The following is a 21,481-nucleotide window of genomic DNA, read 5'->3' as shown; positions in this document are numbered from 1 at the left end:
GGGCAGCGCCCCCTTCTTACGTCATCTTCGGGCGAAAGGCCGCGATCTTTGCCGGATCGGTGTCGATATGCCCCGCCCCGATCAGATCAAGGCAATAGGGCACCGCGGCAAAGACCGCATTCAGACAGGTCGCAATCGCGCGCGGGTTGCCCGGGAGCGTGAGGATCAGGCTCTTGCCCGCAATCCCCGCCGTCTGCCGCGACAGGATCGCCGTCGGCACCTCGAGCAGGCTTGCCCGGCGCATCTCCTCGCCGAAACCGGCCAGCTCCTTTTCGATCACCTGCGCCGCGCCTTCGGGCGTCTCGTCGCGCGGCGCGGGGCCGGTGCCGCCGGTGACCAGGATCAGATCGACGCCCTCGGTCACGAAGCCGCGCAGGCAATCGGCGACGCTGTCGCGGCCGTCCGGGATGATCACCCGGGAAATGGAAAGGGGTGTCGTGACGACACCCCTCAGCCAGTCCTCGCAGCCCGGCCCGCCCCTGTCCTCATACTCCCCGCGCGAGGCGCGGTCAGAGACGGTGACGATGGCAACCCGTGCGGTCATTTCTTCGCCACGCGCGCGTTGCGGGTGGCAATCAGGCGCAGCCGCAGCGCGTTCAGACGAATGAAGCCCGCCGCGTCCTTTTGATCGTAGGCGCCCGCGTCTTCCTCGAAGGTGACGTGCTTTTCGCTGTAAAGGCTGTGATCCGACCAGCGCGCGACGGTCGAGGCCTTGCCCTTGTAAAGCTTGACCCGCACCGTGCCCGAGACATGCTCCTGCGTCTTGTCGATCAGCGCCTGCAGCGCCTCGCGTTCGGGGCTGAACCAGAAGCCGTTGTAGATCAGCTCCGCATAGCGCGGCATGATGCTGTCCTTGAGGTGACCGGCGCCCGCATCCAGCGTGATCTGCTCGATGCCGCGGTGGGCCTCCAGCAGGATCGTGCCGCCGGGGGTTTCATAGACACCGCGCGATTTCATGCCGACGAAGCGGTTTTCCACCAGATCCAGCACGCCGACGCCATGCTTGCCGCCCAGATCATTCAGCTTCGCCAGGATCGTCGCGGGCGACATCGCCTCGCCGTTGATCGCGACGGCATCGCCGCGCTCGAAGGTGATTTCCACCATCTCGGCCTGATCCGGGGCCTCTTCGACCGGCACGACGCGCTGCAGCACGTAGTTCGGGAATTCCTGCGCCGGGTCTTCCAGCACGCGGCCTTCCGACGAAGTGTGCAACAGGTTCGCATCGACCGAGAAGGGCGCCTCGCCGCGCTTGTCCTTGGCGATCGGGATCTGGTTCGCTTCGGCGAATTCCAGAAGCTTCGTGCGCGAGGTCAGATCCCACAGCCGCCAGGGCGCGATCACCCGGATCGACGGGTCGAGCGCCGCCGCCGACAGTTCGAAGCGCACCTGATCGTTGCCCTTGCCGGTCGCGCCATGCGCCACCGCATCGGCGCCGTGCTTTTGCGCGATCTCGACCAGATGTTTCGAGATCAGCGGCCGCGCGATCGAGGTGCCGAGCAGATAAAGCCCCTCATACAGCGCATTGGCCCGGAACATCGGGAAGACGAAGTCGCGCACGAATTCCTCGCGCACGTCGACGATGTGGATGTTTTCCTTTTTGATCCCCATCAGCTCGGCCTTGGCGCGGGCCGGTTCCAGCTCTTCGCCCTGCCCCAGATCGGCGGTGAAGGTGATGACCTCGCAGCCGTATTCGGTCTGCAGCCATTTCAGGATGATCGAGGTGTCGAGGCCGCCCGAATAGGCAAGCACGACTTTCTTGGGAGCAGACATGAGGAGCCTCCGGAACTGCGGTTTCGCGCGGGTCTAGTGCGTTTTCGCCCGTATCTCAAGGGGCCAAGGGGGGAAAGCAAAACCCCGGACCGATGCGGCCCGGGGTGTCTTCGATCTGGTCGGGGGGCTCAGATAGGCCGGTCTTGCCCGCTGGCGTCGATGACCCGGTTCGGCAGGCCCATCTCGCCCAGAAGTTCGAGGAAGGGCCGCGGCGGCAGCTCTTCGACATTGGCCATCTGGCCGACGTCCCAGATGCCCTTGGCGATCAGGATCGCGGCGGCGACCGGCGGCACGCCCGCGGTGTAGGAAATGCCTTGGCTCCCCACCTCTTCGAAGGCTTCCTTGTGGTCGGCGACGTTGTAGATGAAGACCTCGGCCGGTTTGCCGTCTTTCGTGCCGCGGATCACGTCGCCGATGCAGGTCTTGCCCACATAATCGGGCGCAAGGCTGGCCGGATCGGGCAGCACGGCTTTCACCACCTTGAGCGGGATCACCTCCTGCCCCTCGGCGGTTTTCACCGGCTTTTCCGAGAGCAGGCCCAGATTCTTCAGCACGGTGAAGACGTTGATGTAATGATCGCCAAAGCCCATCCAGAAGCGCACATCCGCCTGCGGATACCGGGCCGAGAGCGAATGCACCTCGTCATGGCCGGTGAGATAGGCTTTCTGCGTGCCCACCACCGGCAGATCCCATTCCTTGCCCACTTCGAACATGGTGTTCGTCTGCCAGGCGCCCTTTTGCCAGGAATAGACCGTGCCGGTGAATTCGCGGAAGTTGATCTCGGGGTCGAAGTTGGTCGCGAACCAGCGCCCGTGCGATCCGGCGTTGATATCGACGATGTCGATGCTCTCGATCGTGTCGAGGAACTCTTCCTCGGCCAGACGGGCATAGGCATTCACCACGCCCGGATCGAAGCCGACGCCCAGAATGGCGGTGACACCGGCGGCCTTGCAGGCCTCGCGGCGGCGCCATTCGTAGTTGCCATACCACGGCGGGGTTTCGCAGATCTTCTTCGGGTCTTCGTGGATCGCCGTGTCCATATAGGCGACGCCGGTTTCGATGCAGGCCTGCAAGACCGTCATGTTGACGAAGGAGGAGCCGACGTTGATGACGATCTGCGCACCGGTTTCGCGGATCAGATCCGCCACCGCCGCCGTGTCCATCGCATCGACGGCATGGGCCTTGAACGTGCCTTGCACCTTCATCGCGTTCTTCGCATGCACCGAGGCGATGATGGCGTCGCATTTCGCGGCTGTGCGCGATGCGATGTGCAGGTCACCCAGAATGTCGTTGTGTTGCGCGCATTTGTGGGCAACCACCTGCGCGACGCCACCGGCACCGATGATAAGCACGTTCTTCTTCACTTCTTCTGGCTCCTTTCACGAGACAGGGAAGGGGGCGATCAGCCCCTCAGGACAGGGATGAGAGGTAATCCTCATAGGTGAACTCGCGGATCAGATCGATCTGGCCCGAAGCGCGCTTGATCGCGATCGAGGGCATGTTGACGCCGTTGAACCAGTTCTTCTTCACCATGGTGTAGCCCGCGGCATCGGCCACGGAAATGCGGTCGCCCACTTTCAAGGGCGCAGGGAAGCGTGCCTCGCCGAAAATGTCGCCCGCAAGGCAGGATTTGCCGCAGATCTGATAGGCGTGGTCGCCCTCCTGCGGCAGCTTCGCGCTTTCGCGATAGATCAGCAGATCGAGCATATGGGCTTCGATCGAGCTGTCGACGATGGCCAGTTGCTTGCCGTTGTCGAGCAGATCGAGAACCGTGACCTCAAGCGTCGTCGATTTGGTGATCGAGGCTTCCCCGGGTTCCAGATAGACCTGCACCCCGAACCGATCCGAGAAGGCTTTCAGCCGCTGCGCCAATTCTTCCAGCGGATAGCCCTCGCCGGTGAAATGGATGCCGCCGCCCAGTGAAACCCAGTCCAGCTTTTCCAGCAGCGGCGCAAATTCCCGCTCGATCCGGCCCAGCTGCTCATCGAACAGCGCGAAATCGCGGTTCTCGCAGTTGTAATGGATCATCACACCGGAGATCAGATCGGCAACGCCCAAAAGCTTCGTCACGTCCCATTCGCCCAGCCGCGAGAACGGCCGCGCCGGATCGGCCAGGTCGAAACCCGAGGTCGAGAAGCGCGGGTTCAGCCGCACCCCGCGCTGGATGTCCTGCGAGGGTTCGGCAAAGCGGGTCAGCTGGCCGACCGAATTGAAGATGATCTTGTCGGCATAAGAACAGGCCGCGTCGATCTCGCGATCCGACCAGGCTACCGAATAGGCATGGGTTTCCTTGCCGAATTTCTCGCGCCCCAGCCGCAGCTCGTAAAGCGACGACGACGTCGTGCCATCCAGATGCGGGCGCATGATGTCGAAGGCCGACCAGGTGGCGAAACATTTCAGCGCCAAAAGCGCCTTGGCCCCCGAGGCTTCGCGCAACAGGTCGATCTTTTGCAGGTTCTGCAAAAGCGCCGTCTCGTCGATCAGGTAGAAGGGTGTCGGAATCATGGGCGCCCCCCCGCGCGAAAGTGAAGCCGGGATATAGGACCCCCTCCCCCCCCGCGCAACAGAATTCGCCGAACGGGGGCAAGGGGTCAGTCCACCCGCAGCCGCTCCTTCGCTACGCCGAGCGTGTAACCCTTGCGTGAAACATTGCGCACCAGCAGTTCCGACACCAGCGCATTGCCCAGGGCATCGCGCAGCCGCTTGATCCGGGTGGCCCCGGCGGCTTCCTCGCAATCGCCCTCGGGGCGGCCCGAGATCACCGATTCGATCCGTGCGCCGGTCAGCCATTCGTCATCCATCCGCGCTTCGGCCAGAACGGCGAGCGTCTCGATCGCCGCGGGCGTCAGGGTGAAGACCATGTCGTTCAGCATCACCGCATTTTCGGCGCGCAGGATGCGCAAGGACTGCACCTCGATGCCCGTGCGCTGAATCGCGCTCATCCGCCGGTTCAGACCAAGGATCACTACCAAAAGCACCAGCGCCGCCACCATCAGCACCATCGCAAAGACCAGCAGGATGAAGATGATCACCCGATAGGAATGCAGCATGTCGGCGAAGGTGTTCGAGGACGACGCCAGCACCTCCAGCAGCCGCAGCTGCGTCGGGTTGGTCAGCACGTCGTTTTGCACGAAGATCTGCTCGACCCGCGCATCGAAGGCATTGCTGTCGGGCAGCGACAGGAACAGGAAGGCCGCCGCCGCCGCAAGGGCCAGGCCGATCGCCACCACCCCCCAGATCAGCGCCCGCGAGCCGGTCTTCAGCCCCTCAGTAACGGAGGAAGAATGCACCGGAACTGACCTTTCTTTGTTCGAGCCCCTCGGGGCCGAAAACCGAAACCACCGTCAGCAGCGTCCAGCCGCCCGCCGCCAGCCGCGGCGCCAGCTCCGCCTTGGCGGCCTTTTTCGAACAGGCGGCATCGGGCACTTCGGAGACGCCATAGATCAGCCGCAGGGGCGCATCCTGCTTCGCCTTCCACGAGGCGAAACATTGCGCCTGCGCCGGGGCGGCGGCCAGAAGCAGGAGGGAGAGGAGCAGGGTCTTCATCATCGCCGCAGGCTGCCCGGGCGGGCCGTGACATGCAAGAACCAAAGGGATTTTCGCGGCGGATATCCGATAACAAGCGGCTGATATTGCGCTGCGGCGGGGGCGGCCCCCATGGTCGCCACAGGCAAACCGCGGGCCCTTGCCGAACCCGGCCCGCCTTTAAAGGATCCCTGCCATGACCGCCTTCGCCTTCCCGCGCCTGACCGCCGCCGTGCTTGCCGGTGCCGTCGCGCTGACGGGGATTTCGGCCACGCCCGCCAATGCGATGAACGACCGCGACCGGGCCGCGCTGGGCCTGATCGTCGGTCTGGGCGTGCTGGCCGCCATCGCCGATGGCAACGACTCCCGCCGCGACCACCGCCCGCCGCCGCAACCGCCGCGGCCGCGCGGCTACCCCGATCATCGCCGCGCCGACGATTGCCGGGTCGAGGTCTGGTACGACCGCCATGGCCGCCGGATCGAGGAACATTCCCCCGGCTGCAACGACCGCCGCGGGCATCGCCGCGATCGCCGTCCGCCGCCGCAGGCCTGGGGCCCGGACGATTGGCGCTATTACAACCGCTAGGCCGGGGCGCCGTGGCGCGGGGGAAACCTCGCGCCTTTTTCGTTGCCATCCGCGGCATCAGGCGCCACACCGACGCCATGAGCACCGCACCCGACAGCAGTTTCGAACAGGCCGCGCTTGCCCGCGGCTTCACCCGCATCGCAGGCGTCGACGAGGTCGGCCGCGGCCCGCTCTGCGGCCCGGTCACCGCCGCCGCCGTGGTGCTTGATCTCTCCCGCCTCCCCGACGGCCTGAATGATTCGAAGAAGCTCTCCGCGAAGCGCCGCGCCGCGCTGGTGGCGCAGATCACCGCCACGGCAGAGGTGTCCGTCGCCCATGCCTCGGTCGCGGAAATCGACGCGCTCAACATCCTGCAGGCCAGCCATCTGGCGATGATCCGCGCCATCGAGGGGCTGAAAACCCCGCCCGATCACGTGCTGATCGACGGCAACCGGCTGCCGAAGGCGCTGACGATCTCCGCCGAGGCGATCGTGAAGGGCGATGCAAGGTCGGTCTCGATCGCCGCCGCCTCGATTCTGGCCAAGGAAGTGCGCGATGCGCTGATGGTGGATTTGGCGCAACAATACCCGGGCTACGGCTGGGAGAGGAACGCGGGCTACCCGACCAGGGACCATCTGCAGGCGCTTCTAGATTTTGGGGTCACCCCCGTTCATAGGCGTTCCTTCAAGCCCGTGCACAACATCTTGTGCCAAGACATTTCTGTAACCCGTTGATTCAAAAAAGAAATTGACGACGATTCATCTTTGACTCATTTTTGCACGCACAGACCGGCACAAGCTGGCGACCCATGGGCAAGACCCGAACGGGCAGAATGAGGCAGACATGAGCAAATCCGAGACGCGGAAGCCGCAGGCGGCGCTTCCGCTCAATGAAATACTTGCGGGCGACTGCATCGAGATGATGAACAGCTTGCCCGAGGCAAGCGTCGATCTGATCTTTGCCGACCCGCCCTACAACCTGCAACTGCGCGGCGATCTGCACCGGCCGGACAATTCCAAGGTCGATGCGGTGGATGACGCCTGGGACCAGTTCGGCAGCTTCGATCACTACGACACCTTCACCCGCGACTGGCTGGCGGCGGCGAAACGCATCCTCAAGCCCAATGGCGCGATCTGGGTGATCGGGTCTTACCACAACGTCTTCCGTCTGGGCGCCGAGCTGCAGAACCAGGGCTTCTGGATCCTGAATGATGTCGTGTGGCGCAAGTCGAACCCGATGCCGAATTTCCGCGGCAAGCGGCTGACCAATGCGCATGAGACGCTGATCTGGGCCAGCAAATCCGAAGGCGCGAAATACACCTTCAACTACGAGGCGCTGAAGGCGCTGAACGAGGGCATCCAGATGCGCTCGGACTGGGTGCTGCCGATCTGCACCGGCAACGAACGGCTCAAGGACGACGCGGGCGACAAGGCGCATCCGACGCAAAAACCCGAAAGCCTGCTGCACCGGATCATTCTGGGCACGACGAATGCGGGCGATGTGGTGCTTGATCCGTTCTTCGGCACCGGCACGACGGGCGCGGTGGCGAAGATGCTCGGCCGCGACTTCATCGGCATCGAGCGTGAGGAAGCCTATCGCGAGGCCGCCCGCAAGCGCATCGACAAGGTGCGCAAATTCGACCGCGAGGCGCTGGAGATCACCGGCTCGAAACGCGCCGAGCCGCGCGTGCCCTTTGGCCAGCTGGTCGAACGCGGCATGCTGCGCCCGGGCGAGGAGCTGTATTCGATCGGCAATCGCTTCAAGGCGAAGGTCCGCGCCGATGGCACGCTGGTCGGCAATGACGTGAAGGGCTCGATCCATCAGGTCGGCGCCCATCTGGAAGGTGCGCCCAGCTGCAACGGCTGGACCTACTGGCACTTCAAGCGCGACGGCAAGATGGTGCCGATCGACCTTTTGCGCCAGCAGATCCGCGCCGAGATGAACTGAAAGATCAAACGGTTACCGCCGGTGTCTGGACGATGCGTCCAAGGCACGACCTTGCCCCGCCGTTCGCCGGCGGGGCCTTTTTGGTTTTGAGTTTGCGTATTTGGACCAAGAAAAAACCGCCTCGCTTTTTCTTGGTCCAAATATGTTCGATGAGTCCGGGCGGGGGGGCGGGGGGCGGAAAGCCCCCCGTCCGACCTCAGCTTTCCTCGAGCCGCAGCCGCAATTCGCGCAGCACGGGCAAGGCGGCGCGGACTTTGTCGGCGCCGATGTCGCGCACCACATCGGCGATCACCGGCATGAAGGAGGCCAGCGCCGCATCGCGCGCCTGCCGCCCCGCGGGCGAGATCGCCACGAACTTGCGCCGCGCGTCGTCCCAGTCGGGGCGGATATGCACATGGCCCGCCCAGACCAGTTTCGACAGCGTGTTGGTCATCGCGCCACGGGTGACATGGAAGGTCGCGGCCAATTGCGCAGGCGTGCGTTCCTCGGCGATATGGGCCAGATGGTTGAGCACCGAGAAATGCGAGATTTCCATCCCCTTCGGCAGCGCCCGGCTGACCACGTTGCGCGCCAGCTGATCGGCCATGAAGACCTCGGCGAAAAGCGCAGCGGCAAGCGGGTCGGTCGGATCGCTCATGGCCCGTCAAACCCGCGGTCATGGGTGATCGAGGGCACGCGGGCGCGGGCCTCGGCCACCCGGGTCAGGTCCAGATCGACCAGAGTCACCCCCGGTTCCGTGCCGCCATCGGCCAGCACCTCGCCCCAGGGCGCGACGGCCAGGCTGTGGCCATGGGTGCGGCGCGGTTTTCCGGCATGGGCCGCATGGGTGCCGCATTGCGCCGGGGCCAGCACGAAACAGGTGTTTTCAATCGCCCGCGCCCGGATCAGGCTTTCCCAATGCGCCGCCCCCGTGGTGTCGTTGAAGGCGGCGGGCAGGGTCAGCACATCCGCCCCCGCCTGCGCGAGCCTGCGGAAGAGCTGCGGAAACCGCAGGTCGTAGCAGATCGCCATGCCGATCCGCGCGAAACCGGCCTCGGCCAGCACGGCGCGGGTGCCCGGCCGGTAGGCCTCGGATTCGCGATACCGTTCGGTCGGGCTGACATCGACGTCGAACATGTGGATCTTGTCATAGCGCGCGACGATCTGCCCCGAAGGCCCGATCAGGAACGAGCGGTTAGCAAAGCGGCCGTCCGGGTCATGAGTCTTCAGCCCCAGCGAGCCGATCAGCAGCCAGATGCCCAGACGCTCGGCTTCGGCGCGCAGGGCGGACAGCGTCGCATCCTCGTCTTCATGCGCCAGCACCGCGCGCTGATGCGCCCGGTCCGAGGACAGAAGATTGGTGCATTCCGGCGTCAGCACAAACCCCGCGCCCGCGGCCGCGGCTTGGCGGATGAAATCGACCGTCACCGGCAGGTTCGCCGCCGGATCATCGGTCACCGACAATTGGACCAGAGCGGCGCGCATCAATCCGCCAGCATCGGGTCAAGCTTGCCCGCGGCGTCCAGCGCATGCAGGTCGTCGCAGCCGCCGACATGCACACCGCCAATGAAGATCTGCGGCACGGTATGGCGGCCGTTCGCGCGATCCCGCATCGCGGCCCGCAAGGCCGGATCGGCGCCGACATCGGTTTCCTCGAAGGCTGCGCCCTTGGCGGTCAGCAGCTCCTTGGCGGCCAGGCAATAGGGGCAGGTGCGGGTGGTGTAGATTTCGACGCGTTTCATGGGGGCTCCTTCTGCCCCCAAGGTAAGGGCTTCAGCCGTCGCGCGCAACGCGGGCCAGAGCCGCGACCGAAACCCTGGCCGCGCCTGCGGCCAGCGCCGCCTCGGCCGTGGCTTCCAGCGTCGCCCCCGAGGTCAGCACGTCGTCGATCAGCAGAAGATGCTTGCCGCGGATCCGGTCCAGATGTTTTGGGGTGACCGCAATCGCGCCGTCCAGATTGGCCCGGCGTTCGGCGCGGGTCATCCCCTCCATCGCCGCGGTGGGCCGGGTGCGCAGGAACAGGTCGGGCAGACAGACCAGCCCGCAGTCCCGCGCCAGCGCCTGCGCCAGCAGCGCCGACTGGTTGAACTTGCGCCGCAACAGCCGCAGCCGGTGCAGCGGCACCGGCGCCACCAGCATCTTCGGCCGCAGGATCGGCACGACCGCCCGCGCCAGCATCCCGGCGAGCGGCGGCACCAGATCCAGCCGGTCGGCGTGCTTCAGCTGCAGCACCAGTTTCCGCCCGGTGCCCGCATAAAGAAAGGCCGCCCGCCCCCGCGCCCAGGGCCGCGGTTGCGCAAGACAATCGTCGCAGAGCACCGGCCCCGCATCCTCGCCCGGCAGCGGCGTGCCGCAGCAATCGCAGACCGTGCCCGAGATGAAACTGGTCTCGCGCCAGCACGGACCGCACAGGCCCGCATCGCTGCCGACCGCGGCACCGCAACAGAGGCAGCGCGGCGGAAACACCGTGTGCAAGGCGAGCCGCAAGGCCGACCGCACGGCATCTGGCATCTGCGGACGAACCGCCCTATCTTTCGCGCTGACCATGACCCAATCCCCTCGCCTGACCGACCGCACCGCCCTTTTGCGCCATCGTGCCCGCGCCCGAAGCCTCGGGCCCGAGCTGTTCCTGCACGACGACGCCGCCGTCGACCTGCAGGAGAGACTGAACGAGGTTAACAGAACCTTTACATCTGCGGCTGTGGTGACACCTTTTTTGCAACCTTGGGCAGAAATTCTGCCCGGCGCGAAGATCGTCGCCGACGAGGAGGTGCTCGATCTCGCCCCCGAGGCGCATGATCTGGTGGTGCATGCGATGTGCCTGCATTGGGCCGAAGATCCGGTGGGCCAGATCGTGCAATGCGCCCGGGCGCTGCGGCCCGACGGGCTGTTCATCGCCGTGCTGTTCGGTGGCCAGACCCTGTCCGAGCTGCGCGCGGTTCTGGCCGAGGCCGAGGTGGAGGTGACCGGCGGTCTCTCGCCGCGCGTCTTGCCGATGGGCGAGATCCGCGATCTGGGGGCGCTGTTGCAACGCGCCGGTCTGGCGCTGCCGGTGGCCGACAGCCTGCTGCGCCGGGTCAGCTATGGCGATCCGCTGCGGCTTTTGCACGACCTGCGCGCGATGGGCGAGACGAATGCGCTGGGCGCGCGGCGGCGGCAATTCACCCCGCGCGCGGTGCTGCTGCAGGCGCTCGCCCGTTACGCGCAGCATTTCTCCGACGCCGAGGGGCGGGTGCGGGCCAGTTTCGACATGGTCTGGCTGACCGGCTGGAAACCGCATGAAAGCCAGCAAAAACCGCTGCGCCCGGGCTCGGCCGCCTGTTCCCTGACCGAAGTTCTGGGCAAAACGTCGCAGGGGTAAGGTCGCGCAATCCTTGCACAAGGATATTGTTCAGCTTTTCATTGACCCCAAATGAAAAAGCTATACCTCCGGGACCGGACAGCCATCAGGACAAGTCATGACGATTGCCAACCGCATCCTTTCGCACGCCCCCGCCGACCATCCGCCGGTGCCGGTGCCGCGTGTCGGCGTGCTTTTGGCCAATCTCGGCACGCCCGACGCCACCGACTACTGGTCGATGCGGCGCTATCTGAACGAATTCCTGTCCGACCGGCGGGTGATCGACTATCCGATCTGGAAATGGCAGCCGCTTCTGCAGCTGATCATCCTGTCGAAGCGGCCCTTCACCTCGGGCAACAACTATCGCTCGATCTGGAACGAGGAACGTGACGAAAGCCCCCTGATGACGATCACCCGCGATCAGGTGCACAAGCTGCGCGCCGCGGTCGAGACGCGCTATGGCGCGGGCAATGTGGTGGTCGATTTCTGCATGCGTTACGGCAACCCTTCGACGCGTGACGTGCTGGATGACATGCTGGCGCAGGGCTGCGAACGCATCCTGTTCCTGCCGCTTTACCCGCAATATGCGGGCGCCACCTCGGCCACGGCGAATGATCAGTTCTTCCGCGCGCTGATGCAGGTCAAGCGCCAGCCCGCCGCCCGCACCGTGCCGGAATATTTCGCAAGGCCCAGCTATATCGAGGCGCTGGCCAGTTCGGTCGAACGGGTCTATGCGACGCTCGACACCCGTCCCGATGTGCTGGTGGCCTCCTATCACGGGATGCCCAAGCGCTATCACCGCGAGGGCGACCCCTATCATTGCCAATGCCAGAAGACCTCGCGGCTGTTGCGCGAACGGCTGGGCTGGGGGCCGGATTCGATCGACACCACCTTTCAGTCCGTCTTCGGCACCGAGGAATGGCTGCGCCCCTATACGGTTGAACATGTGGTGCAGCTGGCGGAAGCGGGCAAGAAGAACATCGCGGTGATTTCCCCCGCCTTTTCCGCCGATTGCATCGAGACGCTGGAAGAAATCAACGGCGAGATCCGCGAGGCCTTCGAGCATGCGGGCGGCGAAAGCTTCACCTATGTGCCCTGTCTGAATGATGACGATCTGCACATCGCCGCGCTGCTGGAAGTGGTCGAGGAAAATCTGGCGGGCTGGATCGACTGATCCGCCCGGCCGCAACCGGACATGAAAAAGGGGGCCGCGGGCCCCCTTTGCCTTGCCGATGACCCGGGTCTCAGATCAGCACGACCTGGGTGCCGACCTGCGCCAGTTCGAACAGTTCCTCGACATGCTGGTTGAACAGGCCGATGCAGCCGTTCGACGACTTGCGGCCGATCTTGCGGGTGTCATGGGTGCCGTGGATGCGGTAATACTGCCAGCTGAGGTAAAGCGCGCGCGTGCCCAGCGGATTGTCGGGACCGGCTTCGACGAAATCAGGCCATTCCGGGTTGCGCTGCTTCATCGAGGGCGTCGGCGACCAGGTCGGGTTCTTCACCTTGCGGATGATCTCGGTGCGGCCACGGCGGGTCAGCTCTTCGGACACCGGCACCGAGGTCGGGTAAAGCTTGTAGACAGACTCGTCCTCGGACCAGAAATGCAGCGCCCGCGAGATCGTGTCGACCAGGATGATGCCGTTCTTCGTGTTCGAGAAATAGGGCTTCCAGTCCAGCTCGCGGAAGCTCGAGATGTTGCGCCGCATGTTGGTGTTCGCGCTTTCCTCGCGCTGCTCGAGACCGGTATCCGGCAGAGCCTGGGCGAGCACCGCAGGCGCGGCAAGCGAGGCCCCGGCAAATGCGGCGGTGCCGAGGAAGGAACGGCGATCGAGCATCTTGCGCGCATCCGACATGGGTGAACTCCGTAGGGCGTGAACGATTCAGGGCGCCTCCATAAGACGGCTGCGCCGCAGGTGCAAATCAAACCGGCGTCATTGTGGGGTTTCACGCAACTGTGGGTTTGCGCCGCCCTGCGCGGCGGTGTAAGGCACCGCTCAAATCCGAGGGGAACCCATGATCCGCGCTACCGTCCTGCTTGTTTCGGCCAGCCTTGCCTTGGCAGCCTGCACCACTTCCGGCGAACAGATCGGCCCCGATGGCAAGCCGCTGCCGAAGATGTATCGCATCTCCAAGGGCGATGCGAAGGAAATCCCGGTGCGGGTTGTCGAGGCCATGAACACGCTGCGCGCCGCCCGCGGCACCGCGCCGGTGGCGTTGAACCCGGCGCTGACCGCGGCCGCCGAACGGCATTCCCGCGACATGGCCGACCAGAACCGGCCCTGGCACTGGGGCTCGGACGGGTCCTCGCCGCTGCAGCGCGTGCAGCGCGCGGGCTTCATGGGCCAGTTCCTCGGCGAGAACATCTCCGAGACCTACGAGACCGAGACCGAGACGCTCTCGGCCTGGATGGGTCTGGCCGACACCCGCGACGTGATCCTGAACCCGGCGGCGACGCAGATGGGCTTTTCCTGGTATCAGGAGCCCTCGGGCAAGATCTGGTGGACGATGGTCACCGGCCAGTAAGTCCGGCGGCGCCAAAGACGAAAAAGGCCCCCGCGGGGGCCTTTTGCCTGTCCGGGGATCGGATCAGGGGAAGATGAAGATCGGCGTGCCATTCGGCACCATCGCGAAGATTTCCTCGATCTCGTCATCGGTCACCGCGATGCAGCCTGCCGTCCAGTCATCGCGGCGGCCGCGGTATTTCCGCCCCTGGCCGTGAATCATGATGTCGCCGCCCGGCTTGCGGCCGCGTTCCTCGGCATAGGCCACATCCTGGGCATTGGGATAAGAGACCCGCAGCGACAGGTGATAGGCCGAATTCGGATTGTGCATCGAGATGTGGTAAAGCCCCTCGGGGGTCTTGCCGTCGCCCTCGAAGCGCTTCGTGCCAACCGGCCGGTTCCCGAGAGAAATCCTGTATTTCCGCACCACATCGTCGCCGATGAAGAGGAACATCTTCCGCTTTTTCTTGAAGACCTGGATCTGGGTGACCTTGGGCCCGGAATAGTTGCGGAATTTCGCGGAATCGCCGCCGCAAGCGGCCAGAAGGGTGAGGCTGGAAAGCCCCAGAAGAAGCGTGCGACGGTGCATGACGTGCCTGTGTGCTGCCGGTAGTTTGGTGTTATCGTTGCGCCCAGCCTAACAAGAAATCAGGCCGGGCGCGATGGCCTTACGTGCGCCGGAAGCTTGCTGCAAGCTCGATATGCGCCGAGTGGCGGAACTGATCGACCACGATCACGTCCGCCAGCGCAAAGCCCGCCTGCACCAGCTTTTCGGCATCGCGGGCAAAGGTCACCGGGTTGCAGGACACATAGGTCAGGTTGCGCAGCTTTGACGCGGCGATCTCGGCCACCTGCGCCTCGGCGCCCGCCCGCGGCGGATCGATCACCACGGCGTCGAAGCGGTCGATCTCGTCAGGAAGCAGCGGGCGACGGAACAGATCGCGGGCCTCGTGGGTCAGCAGCTTGAGGCCCTGCGCCCCGCGCCAGCCCTTGTCGAGCGCCATCAGCATCGCGGCCTCGCTTTCGACCGCATGAACCTCGGCCGCGGCCGCCAGCGGCAGGGCAAAGGTGCCGCAACCGGCGAAAAGATCGGCAATCTTCAAGGCCCCCCGGGTGCTTTCACGGACAAAGGCGACCAAGGCCGCCTCGCCCGCGGCGGTGGCCTGCAAGAACGCCCCGGGCGGCGGATTGACCCGGGCGGCGCCAAAGCTCTGCAGCGCCGGACGGCGGGCGGCGACGGTCTCGGCCTCCCAGCTCAGCAGGGCGAAATCCTGCTGTTCGGCCAGGCCCGCAAGGGTCTGAAACAGCGTGGGCTCCATCTCCTTGCCGCCCTTGGCCGCCACTTCCAGCCCGGCCTCCGACAGCGTCACCGCAAAGGAAATCTCGCCCTTGCGCGAGGCCCCCGCCGCCGTCATCGCGTTCAGCGCGGGCAGCACGGCCAGCAGTTCCGGCCGCAGGATCCGGCACTGCGGCACCTCCACCACCGTATCCGAAGCGCGGGCGTGAAAGCCGACCAAGGTGCCTTTCTTCGTGCGCCGCCCGGAAAAGGTGGCGCGACGGCGCGAAAACTCGGGCGAGGTTTCGACGCGCGCGACCCGCGCCGCAATGCCCCGCCCGGCCAGCGCGGTTTCCACCACCTGCGCCTTCCAGCCCGCGACGAAGCTTTCGGACGCGTGCTGCAAAAGACAGCCGCCACAGGCGCGATAATGCGGACAGGGCGCCTTGACCCGGTCGGGGGAGGGCGTGAGGATCGACGGCGCGGCGATGCGGCCGTTTTCGACTGTGCCCTCGATCACTTCGCCGGGCAGCGCCATCGCCACATGCACGGTGCCATCAAGCCCGTGGGCGACGCCATCGGCAAGCAGGGACAGACGGTCGATGGTGAGGGACATGGGCGGGCTCCTTTGGCCCCGCTTAGCCGATGGGCCCCGCCCCGCCAAGCCTATTGCGCGGCCTCGATGCCCGAAAGCGGCTCTTCGGCCTCTTCCTCCTCGGTGCCAAGGAAGCCGCCCGATTGCCGGTTCCAGTAGCGGGCATAAAGCCCGTTCTGCGCCAGAAGCTCGGCATGGCTGCCTTCTTCGACGATCCGGCCCTGATCCAGCACGACGATCCGGTCCATTTCCGCGATGGTGGACAGCCGGTGCGCGATCGCCAGCACGGTCTTGCCCTCCATCACCCGTCCGAGCGCCTGCTGAATCGCCGCCTCGACCTCGCTGTCCAAGGCCGAGGTCGCCTCGTCGAGCACCAGAATGGGGGCGTTCTTCAAAAACGCCCGCGCCAGCGCGATGCGCTGCCGCTGCCCGCCCGACAGCTTCACGCCCCGCTCGCCCAAGGCCGCGTCATAGCCGGTCTTGCCGGTGTGATCGACAAGGCCTTCGATGAACTCATGCGCCTCGGCGGCCTTTGCCGCGGCGATCATCTCGGCATCCGTGGCATCGGGACGACCGTACAGAATGTTTTCCCGCGCCGAGCGGTTGAACATCGCAGTTTCCTGCGTGACCATGCCGATATTGCGGCGCAGGCTTTCCTGCGTGACATCGCGCAGATCGATCCCGTCGATCATCACCCGGCCCTTTTCGGTGTCATAGAGCCGCAAAAGCAGCGCGACCAGCGTCGATTTCCCCGCCCCCGAGGCGCCGACGATGCCGATCCGTTCCCCCGGTTTGATCGTCAGATCGACGCCGTCGATACCGCCCTTTTCGCGGCCATAGGCGAAGCTGACCTGATCGAAGCGGACCTCGCCCCGCACCCGGCCCAGCGCCTGCGCGCCTTCGGCATCGGTGATCGCATGGGCGGGGGTGAGGGTGCGCATGCCGTCCTCGACCTCGCCGATGTTCGACCACAGCGCCATCAGCGATTGCGACACCCAGCCCGACATCTGCGCGATCCGCATCGCCACGGCGCCCGCCGCGGCAATGTCGCCCGGCGTCGCGGCGCCCTTGCGCCACATCAGCATCGCACCGCCGACCAGAAGGATCGGCAACAGGCCGGAAAAGGTGATCTGGCTCAGCCGATACCAGGTGGAGGTGACGCCGAACCGCCGTGTGGCGGTGCGAAACCCCTCCATCGCGCCCAGCGCCACCTGGTCCTCGTGATCGGCATGGGCGAAAAGCTTCACCGTCTTGATGTTGGTGATCGTATCGACGACCTGCCCCGTCACCATCGCCCGCGCCGAAGCGCGGGCCTTGGACCGGCCCCGCACATGCGGCAGGAAGGCCCGGATCAGGAGCAGGTAGAACACCAGCCAAAGCGCCAGCGCCAGCGCCCCCCAGGTGTCTATTCCGGCCAAAAGCACCACCGACCCGATGATCGAGGCGAGCGCGAAAAAGACCGTGCCGATGACTTCCGAGACGACATCGGTGACGGCGCGGGCGGTCTGCATCTGCTTTTGCGCGATGCGCCCGGCAAAGTCGTTGTCGAAGAAGGTGACCGAATGGCCCATCGTCCAGCGGTGCAATCGCGACAGAACCTGCGGCATCACATTCGGCGCCACCAGCATGTTCGTCGTCCAGGTCGAAAGCCCAAAGGCCGCTGGCCGGATCACCAGATAGAAGATGACGAAGGCGAAAAGCAGCCACAGATGCTGCCCGGCATAGCCCGCCGGATCGGCGCCGACGACAGAATCGATGACCAGCCCCAGAAGCCAGGCCGCCCCCACCTCCATCGAGCCCGCCAAAGCCGAAGCCGCCCCGGCCATCCAGACGGCAGGCCAGGCGCCCTTCAGGCACCAGCGCAGAAACGGGGTCAAACGCGAGGGCGGCGGGCCCTCGGCAGGCAGGAAGGCGTCGATCATCGGAATTCCTTTCGTCTTCGAATATAGCGGGCGAAGAGGAAAGGGAAAGCTCAGCCGTCCGCGGCAAGCAGCGCCTCACGCGAAAGCGAGAAGCCCGAGGCGATCCAGCGGGTTTCCAGCGCTTTCAGCCGCGCGCCAAGGGCCGGTCCGGCAAGCGCGGGCATCAGATCGGCAGCCGTCACCGGGAAGCGCTGCGCGGCGCCGAATGCGACCCTGTTCCGGCTGAAATCGGAGATGTCCTGCCCCAGCGCGGCGGCGCGGATCAGCAGCGCATCGCGGCCCGTCTCGGCGCCGTAACGATAGCCCAGTTCGGCCTCCGAACCCGGATCGCCCAAAGCCGCGCGCAGCTGCTCCAGCCGGCGGGCCTCGGTTTTCGAGAGCCGCAGCCGCTCGGCGGGGTCTTCGCCGCCAAGACAGGCCAGCCGCCGCAGCGGATCAGGCGGAACAGAGCCTTCCAGATGCACGAGCGGCGCCAGAAACCGGGCCTCGGCCCCGGGCAGCACCTGCGCCAGCACGCCGCTTGCCGCCATCGCCGCCACGGCGGGGGCGGGATCGGGGGCAGACAGCAGCTTGCGCATCTCATGGCCGATGCGTTCGCGCGAAAGCGTCTCTATTCCGGCGGAAAACGCGGCGCAGGCGGCCAGACCCTCGGCATCCATCCCCTGATCGGGGTCGCCATACCAGGCGGTGAACCGGAAGAAGCGCAGGATGCGCAGATAATCCTCGGTGATCCGTTGCGCGGGGTCGCCGACAAAGCGCAGCCGTCGCGCGGCCAGATCGGCCAGCCCCGCGCCCAAGGGATCCAGCACCGTGCCATCGGCCGTCGCATAAAGCGCGTTCATGGTGAAATCGCGCCGCGCCGCGTCTTCGCGCAGATCGGTCGAAAAAGCCACGGTGGCATGGCGGCCGAAGGTCTCGACATCACGGCGAAAGGTGGTGACCTCGTGGCCGATGTGATCGGCAACGACCGTCACCGTGCCATGGTCAATGCCCGTCGGCACCGGCTTCAGCCCGGCGTTCCTTGCCAGCGCGATCACCCGCTCGGGCGGGGCGTCGGTGGCGATGTCGATATCGGCAACCGGCTGGAGCAGAGCCGCATTGCGCACGCAGCCGCCGACCAGCAGCGCCTGATGCCCGCCGCCCGACAGCATCGCCAGCACCTTTTGCACATGACCCGCCGTCAGCCAGTCGCCCGCGATCTTCATCGGCCCATCCGGTCGATCAGCGCCCGCAGCATCCGCGCGGTGGCGCCCCAGATGTAATGCGGCCCGAAGGGCGCCACATAATACTGCCGCATCCCGCCGCGCCAGTGGCGGCTTTCGACCCTGAACCGGCCGGAAACCAGATGCGAGAAGGGAATGGTGAACACCGCCTCGACCTCGGACGGGTCGGGGCGCGGGGTGAAGGGGGCGGTCAGCCGCGCCAGAACCGGGGTGACCAGAAAGCCGGTCACCGTCTCATGCGGGTCGAGCGTGCCGAGGATCTCGACCGCGTGGCGCGGCAGGCCGATTTCCTCCTCGGCTTCGCGCAGCGCCGCTGCCACCGGGCCCGCATCGCCCGGCTCGACCTTGCCGCCCGGAAAGGCGATCTGCCCCGGGTGGTGGCGCAGATGCGAGGCGCGTTTGGTCAGATAAAGCCGCAGCCCCGCAGGCGTCTCTTCGAAGACCAGCAGAACCCCCGCGGGCCACAACACACGGCCCTCGGGCAGCGCGGTCCCGGGGTTCAGGTCGAAATCCGACGACGGCCGCCCCGGCCTTGCCAGAGCGGCAAGGAGGGGCGCGAAGCCGTCAGCCATCCGCCGCCTCTTTCGGGCTGCCATCGGGGTTCTTCACCGCCTCGAAGCCCAGCGTCAACGGATCGAACACGTAATGCGCGCCGCAGAACTGGCAATCGGCGGTCACCGTGCCCTCGGCGGTGGTCATGTGGCGCAGATCGCGGGCGGAATAGATCGACAGGCTGGTGCGGACCCGATCGGCCGAACAAGTGCAGCCGAAGCGCACCGGCACCGGATCATAGACCCGCGGCACTTCCTCGTTGAAGAGCCGCACCAGCAGGTTCGTCAGCCCGACCGAGGGGCCGATCAGCTCCATCGTCTCGACCGTATCCAGCAGCACATTGGCGCGGGTCCAGTTCTCGTCCTCGGCCCCGGCCAGGATGTCGGCATGGCGCAGAAGACCGCCCTCGCCCGAGCCGTCGCGCGCGGCAACAGGCGAGGAGGGCATCATCTGCAGCATCACGCCACCGGCCCGCCAGCGTTCGGCCTGACCGACCTCGGTCGAACGGCCATAAGCCAGCTGGAACCGGGTCGGCAGCTGTTCGGACTGGGCGAAATAGGTCTCGGCACAGGCCGAAAGCGAGCCCCCGGCCAAGGGGGTCATGCCCTGATAGGGCAGCGTGCCCTCGCCCTGGTCGATCATCACCGCCAGATAACCCTCGCCGATCTGGCTGAAGGGATCGGCGTCCTCCTCCAGCCGGGCCGGGTCGAAACTGGCCCAGGCGCGGATGCGGGCCGGGCCGCCCTCGGTCTCGGGGGCGTAATAATCGGTGGCCAGAATCCGGATCGGCCCCTTGCCGCGCACCTGCAGCGAGAGCTTCCAGCGCAGTTTCATCGTCTGCCCGATCAGCGCCGTGAGCAGGGCGATTTCCGCCACCAGCCCTTCGACGATGGCGGGGTAGTCGTGCTGGCGCAGCACGTCTTCCAGCACGCCATCGAGGCGGGCGATGCGGCCGCGCACATCCGAGCGGTCAAGTTGGAACGGCAGGACGGTATCGTCCCAAGCGATTTGCGAAAGCGGTGTCATCTGGTTCCCGGGGGTTTTCGAGCAGCCCTTGGGCTGGCATATCGTGCCTATATAGGCGGGGCAACCGGTTCCCCCAACAGAGGATGTGCGAAAATGCGGCGGTTTGGCGAACAGGTGGTGGCGGGGCAGCGCTACAGGCTGCGGCCGGGGGCCTATGCGGTGCTGATGCGGGGCGACCGCTTCCTGCTGACGCATCAGGCCGAGCCGAAGCCGGAATTCCAGCTGCCCGGCGGCGGCATCGATCCGGGCGAGGGCGCGCTGACGGCGCTGAACCGCGAAGTGTTCGAGGAGACCGGCTGGTCGATCACCGGGCATCGGCGGCTGGGGGCCTATCGGCGCTTCACCTACATGCCGGAATACGACCGCTGGGCCGAGAAGGTCTGCCACATCTATCTGGCGCGTCCGGCGCTGCGCCGCGGCCCGCCGAGCGAACCGGGCCATACCGCCTTTTGGATGTCGGGCGCCGAGGCGCTGGCCGCGCTGAGCAATTCCGGGGACCGGCACTTCATGGCGAAAGTTCTGCGAAATCTGGGCTGAGTGTTGCGAAAACACTGCAATGACCGGCTTTTGCAACCCAAACCCGCCGAAGCGTTCACAGTTATCGCTAGTCATTGTGTCAATTTTGAGGTATTCGAAATATAGCAGTTAGAAGCCGGCCAAAAGAGCCGGGTCATGTTCGAGGCGGAGCAGTATAATGGTGAAGTCTGTCGACTTTGCCGTCCGTGATACTATGGGCGGTATTTCCCGTGGCTTTGTCGCCGGTGAGGGCGCAAGCGATTTCGTTCAGGTGGGGGTTGGCGACGAGATTTCGCTGAACCTGAGCAAGACCAGTATCCTGAAATACATGCGGGACGGCGACGACCTCCAGATCATTCTGGTCGACGGGCGCACCATCACCCTCTCCGGCTTCTATCCCGCGCGGGGCGAGCTTTACATCTCTTCGGACGGGGAACTGACCGCGGTGGCGCTTGAAGAGGGCGGCAACGGGGTGATCTATGCCGATTACGGCACCCCCGAAGTGATGGGGAAATGGAGCCCGAACGAACAGCTGGCCTTCCTTGACGGCGATGACATCCTGGGCCCGGCCGGGGATGATGTCACCGGCATGGCGAACTTTGCCCCGGCCGCGCTGGCTCTGGGGCCGCTTGGCTGGGCTGCGGCCGGTCTGGCCGGCCTCGGCCTTGCCGGCGGCGGCGACAGCGGTTCGACCGACCCCACCAGCCCGACCGATCCCACGGATCCGACCGATCCCACGGA

24 protein-coding genes and 1 pseudogene are annotated in these 21,481 nt (G+C 65.7%); 8 read left to right on the top strand and 17 right to left on the bottom strand.

The window, feature by feature from the left end:
- Positions 1 to 16: 16 nt before the first annotated feature.
- The 6 genes from mog to LY44_RS13525 form a co-directional block, all read right to left on the bottom strand.
- Entirely contained in the window at positions 17 to 544 is a 528-nt protein-coding gene (mog, locus tag LY44_RS13550) for a molybdopterin adenylyltransferase (RefSeq protein ID WP_055211135.1), read from the bottom strand.
- Positions 541 to 1,770: an argininosuccinate synthase gene (locus tag LY44_RS13545; RefSeq protein WP_055211137.1), complete on the bottom strand. Its 1,230-nt coding sequence runs from the start codon at positions 1,768 to 1,770 to the stop codon at positions 541 to 543. The genes mog and LY44_RS13545 overlap by 4 nt, the downstream gene beginning before the upstream one ends.
- A 128-nt stretch (positions 1,771 to 1,898) precedes the next feature.
- Positions 1,899 to 3,134, bottom strand: coding sequence for a saccharopine dehydrogenase family protein (locus tag LY44_RS13540; protein ID WP_055211139.1), 1,236 nt, complete (start codon positions 3,132 to 3,134; stop codon positions 1,899 to 1,901).
- A 46-nt stretch (positions 3,135 to 3,180) separates the two neighbouring features.
- Positions 3,181 to 4,275 (bottom strand): carboxynorspermidine decarboxylase, encoded by a 1,095-nt coding sequence (locus LY44_RS13535; RefSeq protein WP_055211142.1) that lies wholly within the window; start codon positions 4,273 to 4,275, stop codon positions 3,181 to 3,183.
- 86 nt (positions 4,276 to 4,361) lie between these two features.
- On the bottom strand, positions 4,362 to 5,060 hold the full coding sequence (locus tag LY44_RS13530) for a hypothetical protein (RefSeq protein WP_055211144.1): 699 nt from the start codon (positions 5,058 to 5,060) through the stop codon (positions 4,362 to 4,364).
- Positions 5,038 to 5,319, bottom strand: a complete 282-nt coding sequence (locus LY44_RS13525) for a hypothetical protein (protein ID WP_111396033.1) — start codon at positions 5,317 to 5,319, stop codon at positions 5,038 to 5,040. The genes LY44_RS13530 and LY44_RS13525 overlap by 23 nt, the downstream gene beginning before the upstream one ends.
- A gap of 172 nt (positions 5,320 to 5,491) precedes the next feature.
- Between LY44_RS13525 and LY44_RS13520 the strand changes: the two genes are divergently transcribed.
- From LY44_RS13520 to LY44_RS13510, 3 genes are all read left to right on the top strand, one after another.
- On the top strand, positions 5,492 to 5,881 hold the full coding sequence (locus LY44_RS13520) for a hypothetical protein (protein ID WP_055211146.1): 390 nt from the start codon (positions 5,492 to 5,494) through the stop codon (positions 5,879 to 5,881).
- A gap of 77 nt (positions 5,882 to 5,958) precedes the next feature.
- Complete coding sequence (locus LY44_RS13515; protein WP_055211148.1) at positions 5,959 to 6,594, top strand: ribonuclease HII; 636 nt, start codon at positions 5,959 to 5,961, stop codon at positions 6,592 to 6,594.
- Positions 6,595 to 6,703: 109 nt separating this feature from the next.
- A complete protein-coding gene (locus tag LY44_RS13510) occupies positions 6,704 to 7,807 on the top strand; it encodes a site-specific DNA-methyltransferase (protein ID WP_055211150.1) in 1,104 nt (367 codons plus the stop codon).
- A 196-nt stretch (positions 7,808 to 8,003) separates the two neighbouring features.
- Here LY44_RS13510 and LY44_RS13505 read toward each other — a convergent pair whose 3' ends face one another.
- The 4 genes from LY44_RS13505 to LY44_RS13490 are packed head-to-tail and all read right to left on the bottom strand — an operon-like array spanning position 8,004 to position 10,297.
- A complete protein-coding gene (locus LY44_RS13505) occupies positions 8,004 to 8,444 on the bottom strand; it encodes a MarR family winged helix-turn-helix transcriptional regulator (protein WP_013065947.1) in 441 nt (146 codons plus the stop codon).
- Positions 8,441 to 9,271 carry a carbon-nitrogen hydrolase family protein gene (locus tag LY44_RS13500; protein WP_055211152.1) on the bottom strand — a complete coding sequence of 277 codons (831 nt, stop codon included), beginning with the start codon at positions 9,269 to 9,271 and terminating at the stop codon, positions 8,441 to 8,443. Before LY44_RS13500 ends, LY44_RS13505 begins: the two co-directional genes overlap by 4 nt.
- Positions 9,271 to 9,528 carry a glutaredoxin 3 gene (grxC, locus tag LY44_RS13495; protein ID WP_055211154.1) on the bottom strand — a complete coding sequence of 86 codons (258 nt, stop codon included), beginning with the start codon at positions 9,526 to 9,528 and terminating at the stop codon, positions 9,271 to 9,273. The genes LY44_RS13500 and grxC overlap by 1 nt, the downstream gene beginning before the upstream one ends.
- 31 nt (positions 9,529 to 9,559) lie before the next feature.
- Positions 9,560 to 10,297 carry a ComF family protein gene (locus LY44_RS13490; RefSeq protein WP_055211156.1) on the bottom strand — a complete coding sequence of 246 codons (738 nt, stop codon included), beginning with the start codon at positions 10,295 to 10,297 and terminating at the stop codon, positions 9,560 to 9,562.
- 34 nt (positions 10,298 to 10,331) lie between these two features.
- Between LY44_RS13490 and LY44_RS13485 the strand changes: the two genes are divergently transcribed.
- Both LY44_RS13485 and hemH read left to right on the top strand, forming a co-directional pair.
- Positions 10,332 to 11,147 (top strand): methyltransferase domain-containing protein, encoded by an 816-nt coding sequence (locus LY44_RS13485; RefSeq protein ID WP_055211158.1) that lies wholly within the window; start codon positions 10,332 to 10,334, stop codon positions 11,145 to 11,147.
- 97 nt (positions 11,148 to 11,244) lie between these two features.
- Entirely contained in the window at positions 11,245 to 12,300 is a 1,056-nt protein-coding gene (gene hemH / locus LY44_RS13480; RefSeq protein WP_055211159.1) for a ferrochelatase, read from the top strand.
- 70 nt (positions 12,301 to 12,370) lie between these two features.
- On the opposite strand, the gene LY44_RS13475 is transcribed toward hemH, so the two are convergent.
- The gene (locus LY44_RS13475) at positions 12,371 to 12,982 is read right to left on the bottom strand and encodes a L,D-transpeptidase (protein ID WP_055211161.1); all 612 of its coding nucleotides are present in this window, start codon (positions 12,980 to 12,982) and stop codon (positions 12,371 to 12,373) included.
- Positions 12,983 to 13,142: 160 nt separating this feature from the next.
- Between LY44_RS13475 and LY44_RS13470 the strand changes: the two genes are divergently transcribed.
- Entirely contained in the window at positions 13,143 to 13,652 is a 510-nt protein-coding gene (locus LY44_RS13470) for a CAP domain-containing protein (protein ID WP_055211163.1), read from the top strand.
- Positions 13,653 to 13,715: 63 nt separating this feature from the next.
- Here the strand turns inward: LY44_RS13470 and LY44_RS13465 are convergent, their stop codons facing one another.
- The 6 genes from LY44_RS13465 to hslO all read right to left on the bottom strand — a co-directional run bounded on the left by LY44_RS13465 (position 13,716) and on the right by hslO (position 20,224).
- The gene (locus tag LY44_RS13465; protein ID WP_055211165.1) at positions 13,716 to 14,219 is read right to left on the bottom strand and encodes a L,D-transpeptidase family protein; all 504 of its coding nucleotides are present in this window, start codon (positions 14,217 to 14,219) and stop codon (positions 13,716 to 13,718) included.
- 79 nt (positions 14,220 to 14,298) lie between these two features.
- Entirely contained in the window at positions 14,299 to 15,522 is a 1,224-nt protein-coding gene (locus LY44_RS13460; protein WP_055211167.1) for a class I SAM-dependent RNA methyltransferase, read from the bottom strand.
- 50 nt (positions 15,523 to 15,572) lie between these two features.
- A complete protein-coding gene (locus LY44_RS13455; RefSeq protein WP_055211169.1) occupies positions 15,573 to 17,423 on the bottom strand; it encodes an ABC transporter ATP-binding protein in 1,851 nt (616 codons plus the stop codon).
- A 50-nt stretch (positions 17,424 to 17,473) separates the two neighbouring features.
- Positions 17,474 to 18,628 carry a CCA tRNA nucleotidyltransferase gene (locus LY44_RS13450; RefSeq protein WP_055211171.1) on the bottom strand — a complete coding sequence of 385 codons (1,155 nt, stop codon included), beginning with the start codon at positions 18,626 to 18,628 and terminating at the stop codon, positions 17,474 to 17,476.
- Positions 18,625 to 19,218 (bottom strand): NUDIX hydrolase, encoded by a 594-nt coding sequence (locus LY44_RS13445; RefSeq protein WP_055211173.1) that lies wholly within the window; start codon positions 19,216 to 19,218, stop codon positions 18,625 to 18,627. Before LY44_RS13445 ends, LY44_RS13450 begins: the two co-directional genes overlap by 4 nt.
- On the bottom strand, positions 19,211 to 20,224 hold the full coding sequence (gene hslO / locus LY44_RS13440) for an Hsp33 family molecular chaperone HslO (protein WP_055211175.1): 1,014 nt from the start codon (positions 20,222 to 20,224) through the stop codon (positions 19,211 to 19,213). The genes LY44_RS13445 and hslO overlap by 8 nt, the downstream gene beginning before the upstream one ends.
- Before the next feature lie 93 nt (positions 20,225 to 20,317).
- Between hslO and LY44_RS13435 the strand changes: the two genes are divergently transcribed.
- Positions 20,318 to 20,761 carry an NUDIX domain-containing protein gene (locus LY44_RS13435; RefSeq protein ID WP_013065933.1) on the top strand — a complete coding sequence of 148 codons (444 nt, stop codon included), beginning with the start codon at positions 20,318 to 20,320 and terminating at the stop codon, positions 20,759 to 20,761.
- 157 nt (positions 20,762 to 20,918) lie between these two features.
- Positions 20,919 to 21,481, top strand: a pseudogene (locus LY44_RS18025) (hypothetical protein); the annotation flags it as partial.

This window comes from Rhodobacter capsulatus (assembly GCF_003254295.1).
Classification (GTDB): domain Bacteria; phylum Pseudomonadota; class Alphaproteobacteria; order Rhodobacterales; family Rhodobacteraceae; genus Rhodobacter; species Rhodobacter capsulatus.
Note: the sequence above shows the minus strand (reverse complement) of the source record. Positions and strands in the feature narration are given on the sequence as shown.

Bases quoted from the DNA above. Each gene is read 5' to 3' on its own strand.
- mog (WP_055211135.1), bottom strand. From the start codon at position 544: ATGACCGCACGGGTTGCCATCGTCACCGTCTCTGACCGCGCCTCGCGC.
- LY44_RS13545 (WP_055211137.1), bottom strand. From the start codon at position 1,770: ATGTCTGCTCCCAAGAAAGTCGTGCTTGCCTATTCGGGCGGCCTCGAC.
- LY44_RS13535 (WP_055211142.1), bottom strand. From the start codon at position 4,275: ATGATTCCGACACCCTTCTACCTGATCGACGAGACGGCGCTTTTGCAG.
- LY44_RS13525 (WP_111396033.1), bottom strand. From the start codon at position 5,319: ATGATGAAGACCCTGCTCCTCTCCCTCCTGCTTCTGGCCGCCGCCCCG.
- LY44_RS13520 (WP_055211146.1), top strand. From the start codon at position 5,492: ATGACCGCCTTCGCCTTCCCGCGCCTGACCGCCGCCGTGCTTGCCGGT.
- LY44_RS13515 (WP_055211148.1), top strand. From the start codon at position 5,959: ATGAGCACCGCACCCGACAGCAGTTTCGAACAGGCCGCGCTTGCCCGC.
- LY44_RS13510 (WP_055211150.1), top strand. From the start codon at position 6,704: ATGAGCAAATCCGAGACGCGGAAGCCGCAGGCGGCGCTTCCGCTCAAT.
- LY44_RS13505 (WP_013065947.1), bottom strand. From the start codon at position 8,444: ATGAGCGATCCGACCGACCCGCTTGCCGCTGCGCTTTTCGCCGAGGTC.
- LY44_RS13500 (WP_055211152.1), bottom strand. From the start codon at position 9,271: ATGCGCGCCGCTCTGGTCCAATTGTCGGTGACCGATGATCCGGCGGCG.
- grxC (WP_055211154.1), bottom strand. From the start codon at position 9,528: ATGAAACGCGTCGAAATCTACACCACCCGCACCTGCCCCTATTGCCTG.
- LY44_RS13490 (WP_055211156.1), bottom strand. From the start codon at position 10,297: ATGCCAGATGCCGTGCGGTCGGCCTTGCGGCTCGCCTTGCACACGGTG.
- LY44_RS13485 (WP_055211158.1), top strand. From the start codon at position 10,332: ATGACCCAATCCCCTCGCCTGACCGACCGCACCGCCCTTTTGCGCCAT.
- hemH (WP_055211159.1), top strand. From the start codon at position 11,245: ATGACGATTGCCAACCGCATCCTTTCGCACGCCCCCGCCGACCATCCG.
- LY44_RS13475 (WP_055211161.1), bottom strand. From the start codon at position 12,982: ATGTCGGATGCGCGCAAGATGCTCGATCGCCGTTCCTTCCTCGGCACC.
- LY44_RS13470 (WP_055211163.1), top strand. From the start codon at position 13,143: ATGATCCGCGCTACCGTCCTGCTTGTTTCGGCCAGCCTTGCCTTGGCA.
- LY44_RS13465 (WP_055211165.1), bottom strand. From the start codon at position 14,219: ATGCACCGTCGCACGCTTCTTCTGGGGCTTTCCAGCCTCACCCTTCTG.
- LY44_RS13460 (WP_055211167.1), bottom strand. From the start codon at position 15,522: ATGTCCCTCACCATCGACCGTCTGTCCCTGCTTGCCGATGGCGTCGCC.
- LY44_RS13455 (WP_055211169.1), bottom strand. From the start codon at position 17,423: ATGATCGACGCCTTCCTGCCTGCCGAGGGCCCGCCGCCCTCGCGTTTG.
- LY44_RS13450 (WP_055211171.1), bottom strand. From the start codon at position 18,628: ATGAAGATCGCGGGCGACTGGCTGACGGCGGGTCATGTGCAAAAGGTG.
- LY44_RS13445 (WP_055211173.1), bottom strand. From the start codon at position 19,218: ATGGCTGACGGCTTCGCGCCCCTCCTTGCCGCTCTGGCAAGGCCGGGG.
- hslO (WP_055211175.1), bottom strand. From the start codon at position 20,224: ATGACACCGCTTTCGCAAATCGCTTGGGACGATACCGTCCTGCCGTTC.
- LY44_RS13435 (WP_013065933.1), top strand. From the start codon at position 20,318: ATGCGGCGGTTTGGCGAACAGGTGGTGGCGGGGCAGCGCTACAGGCTG.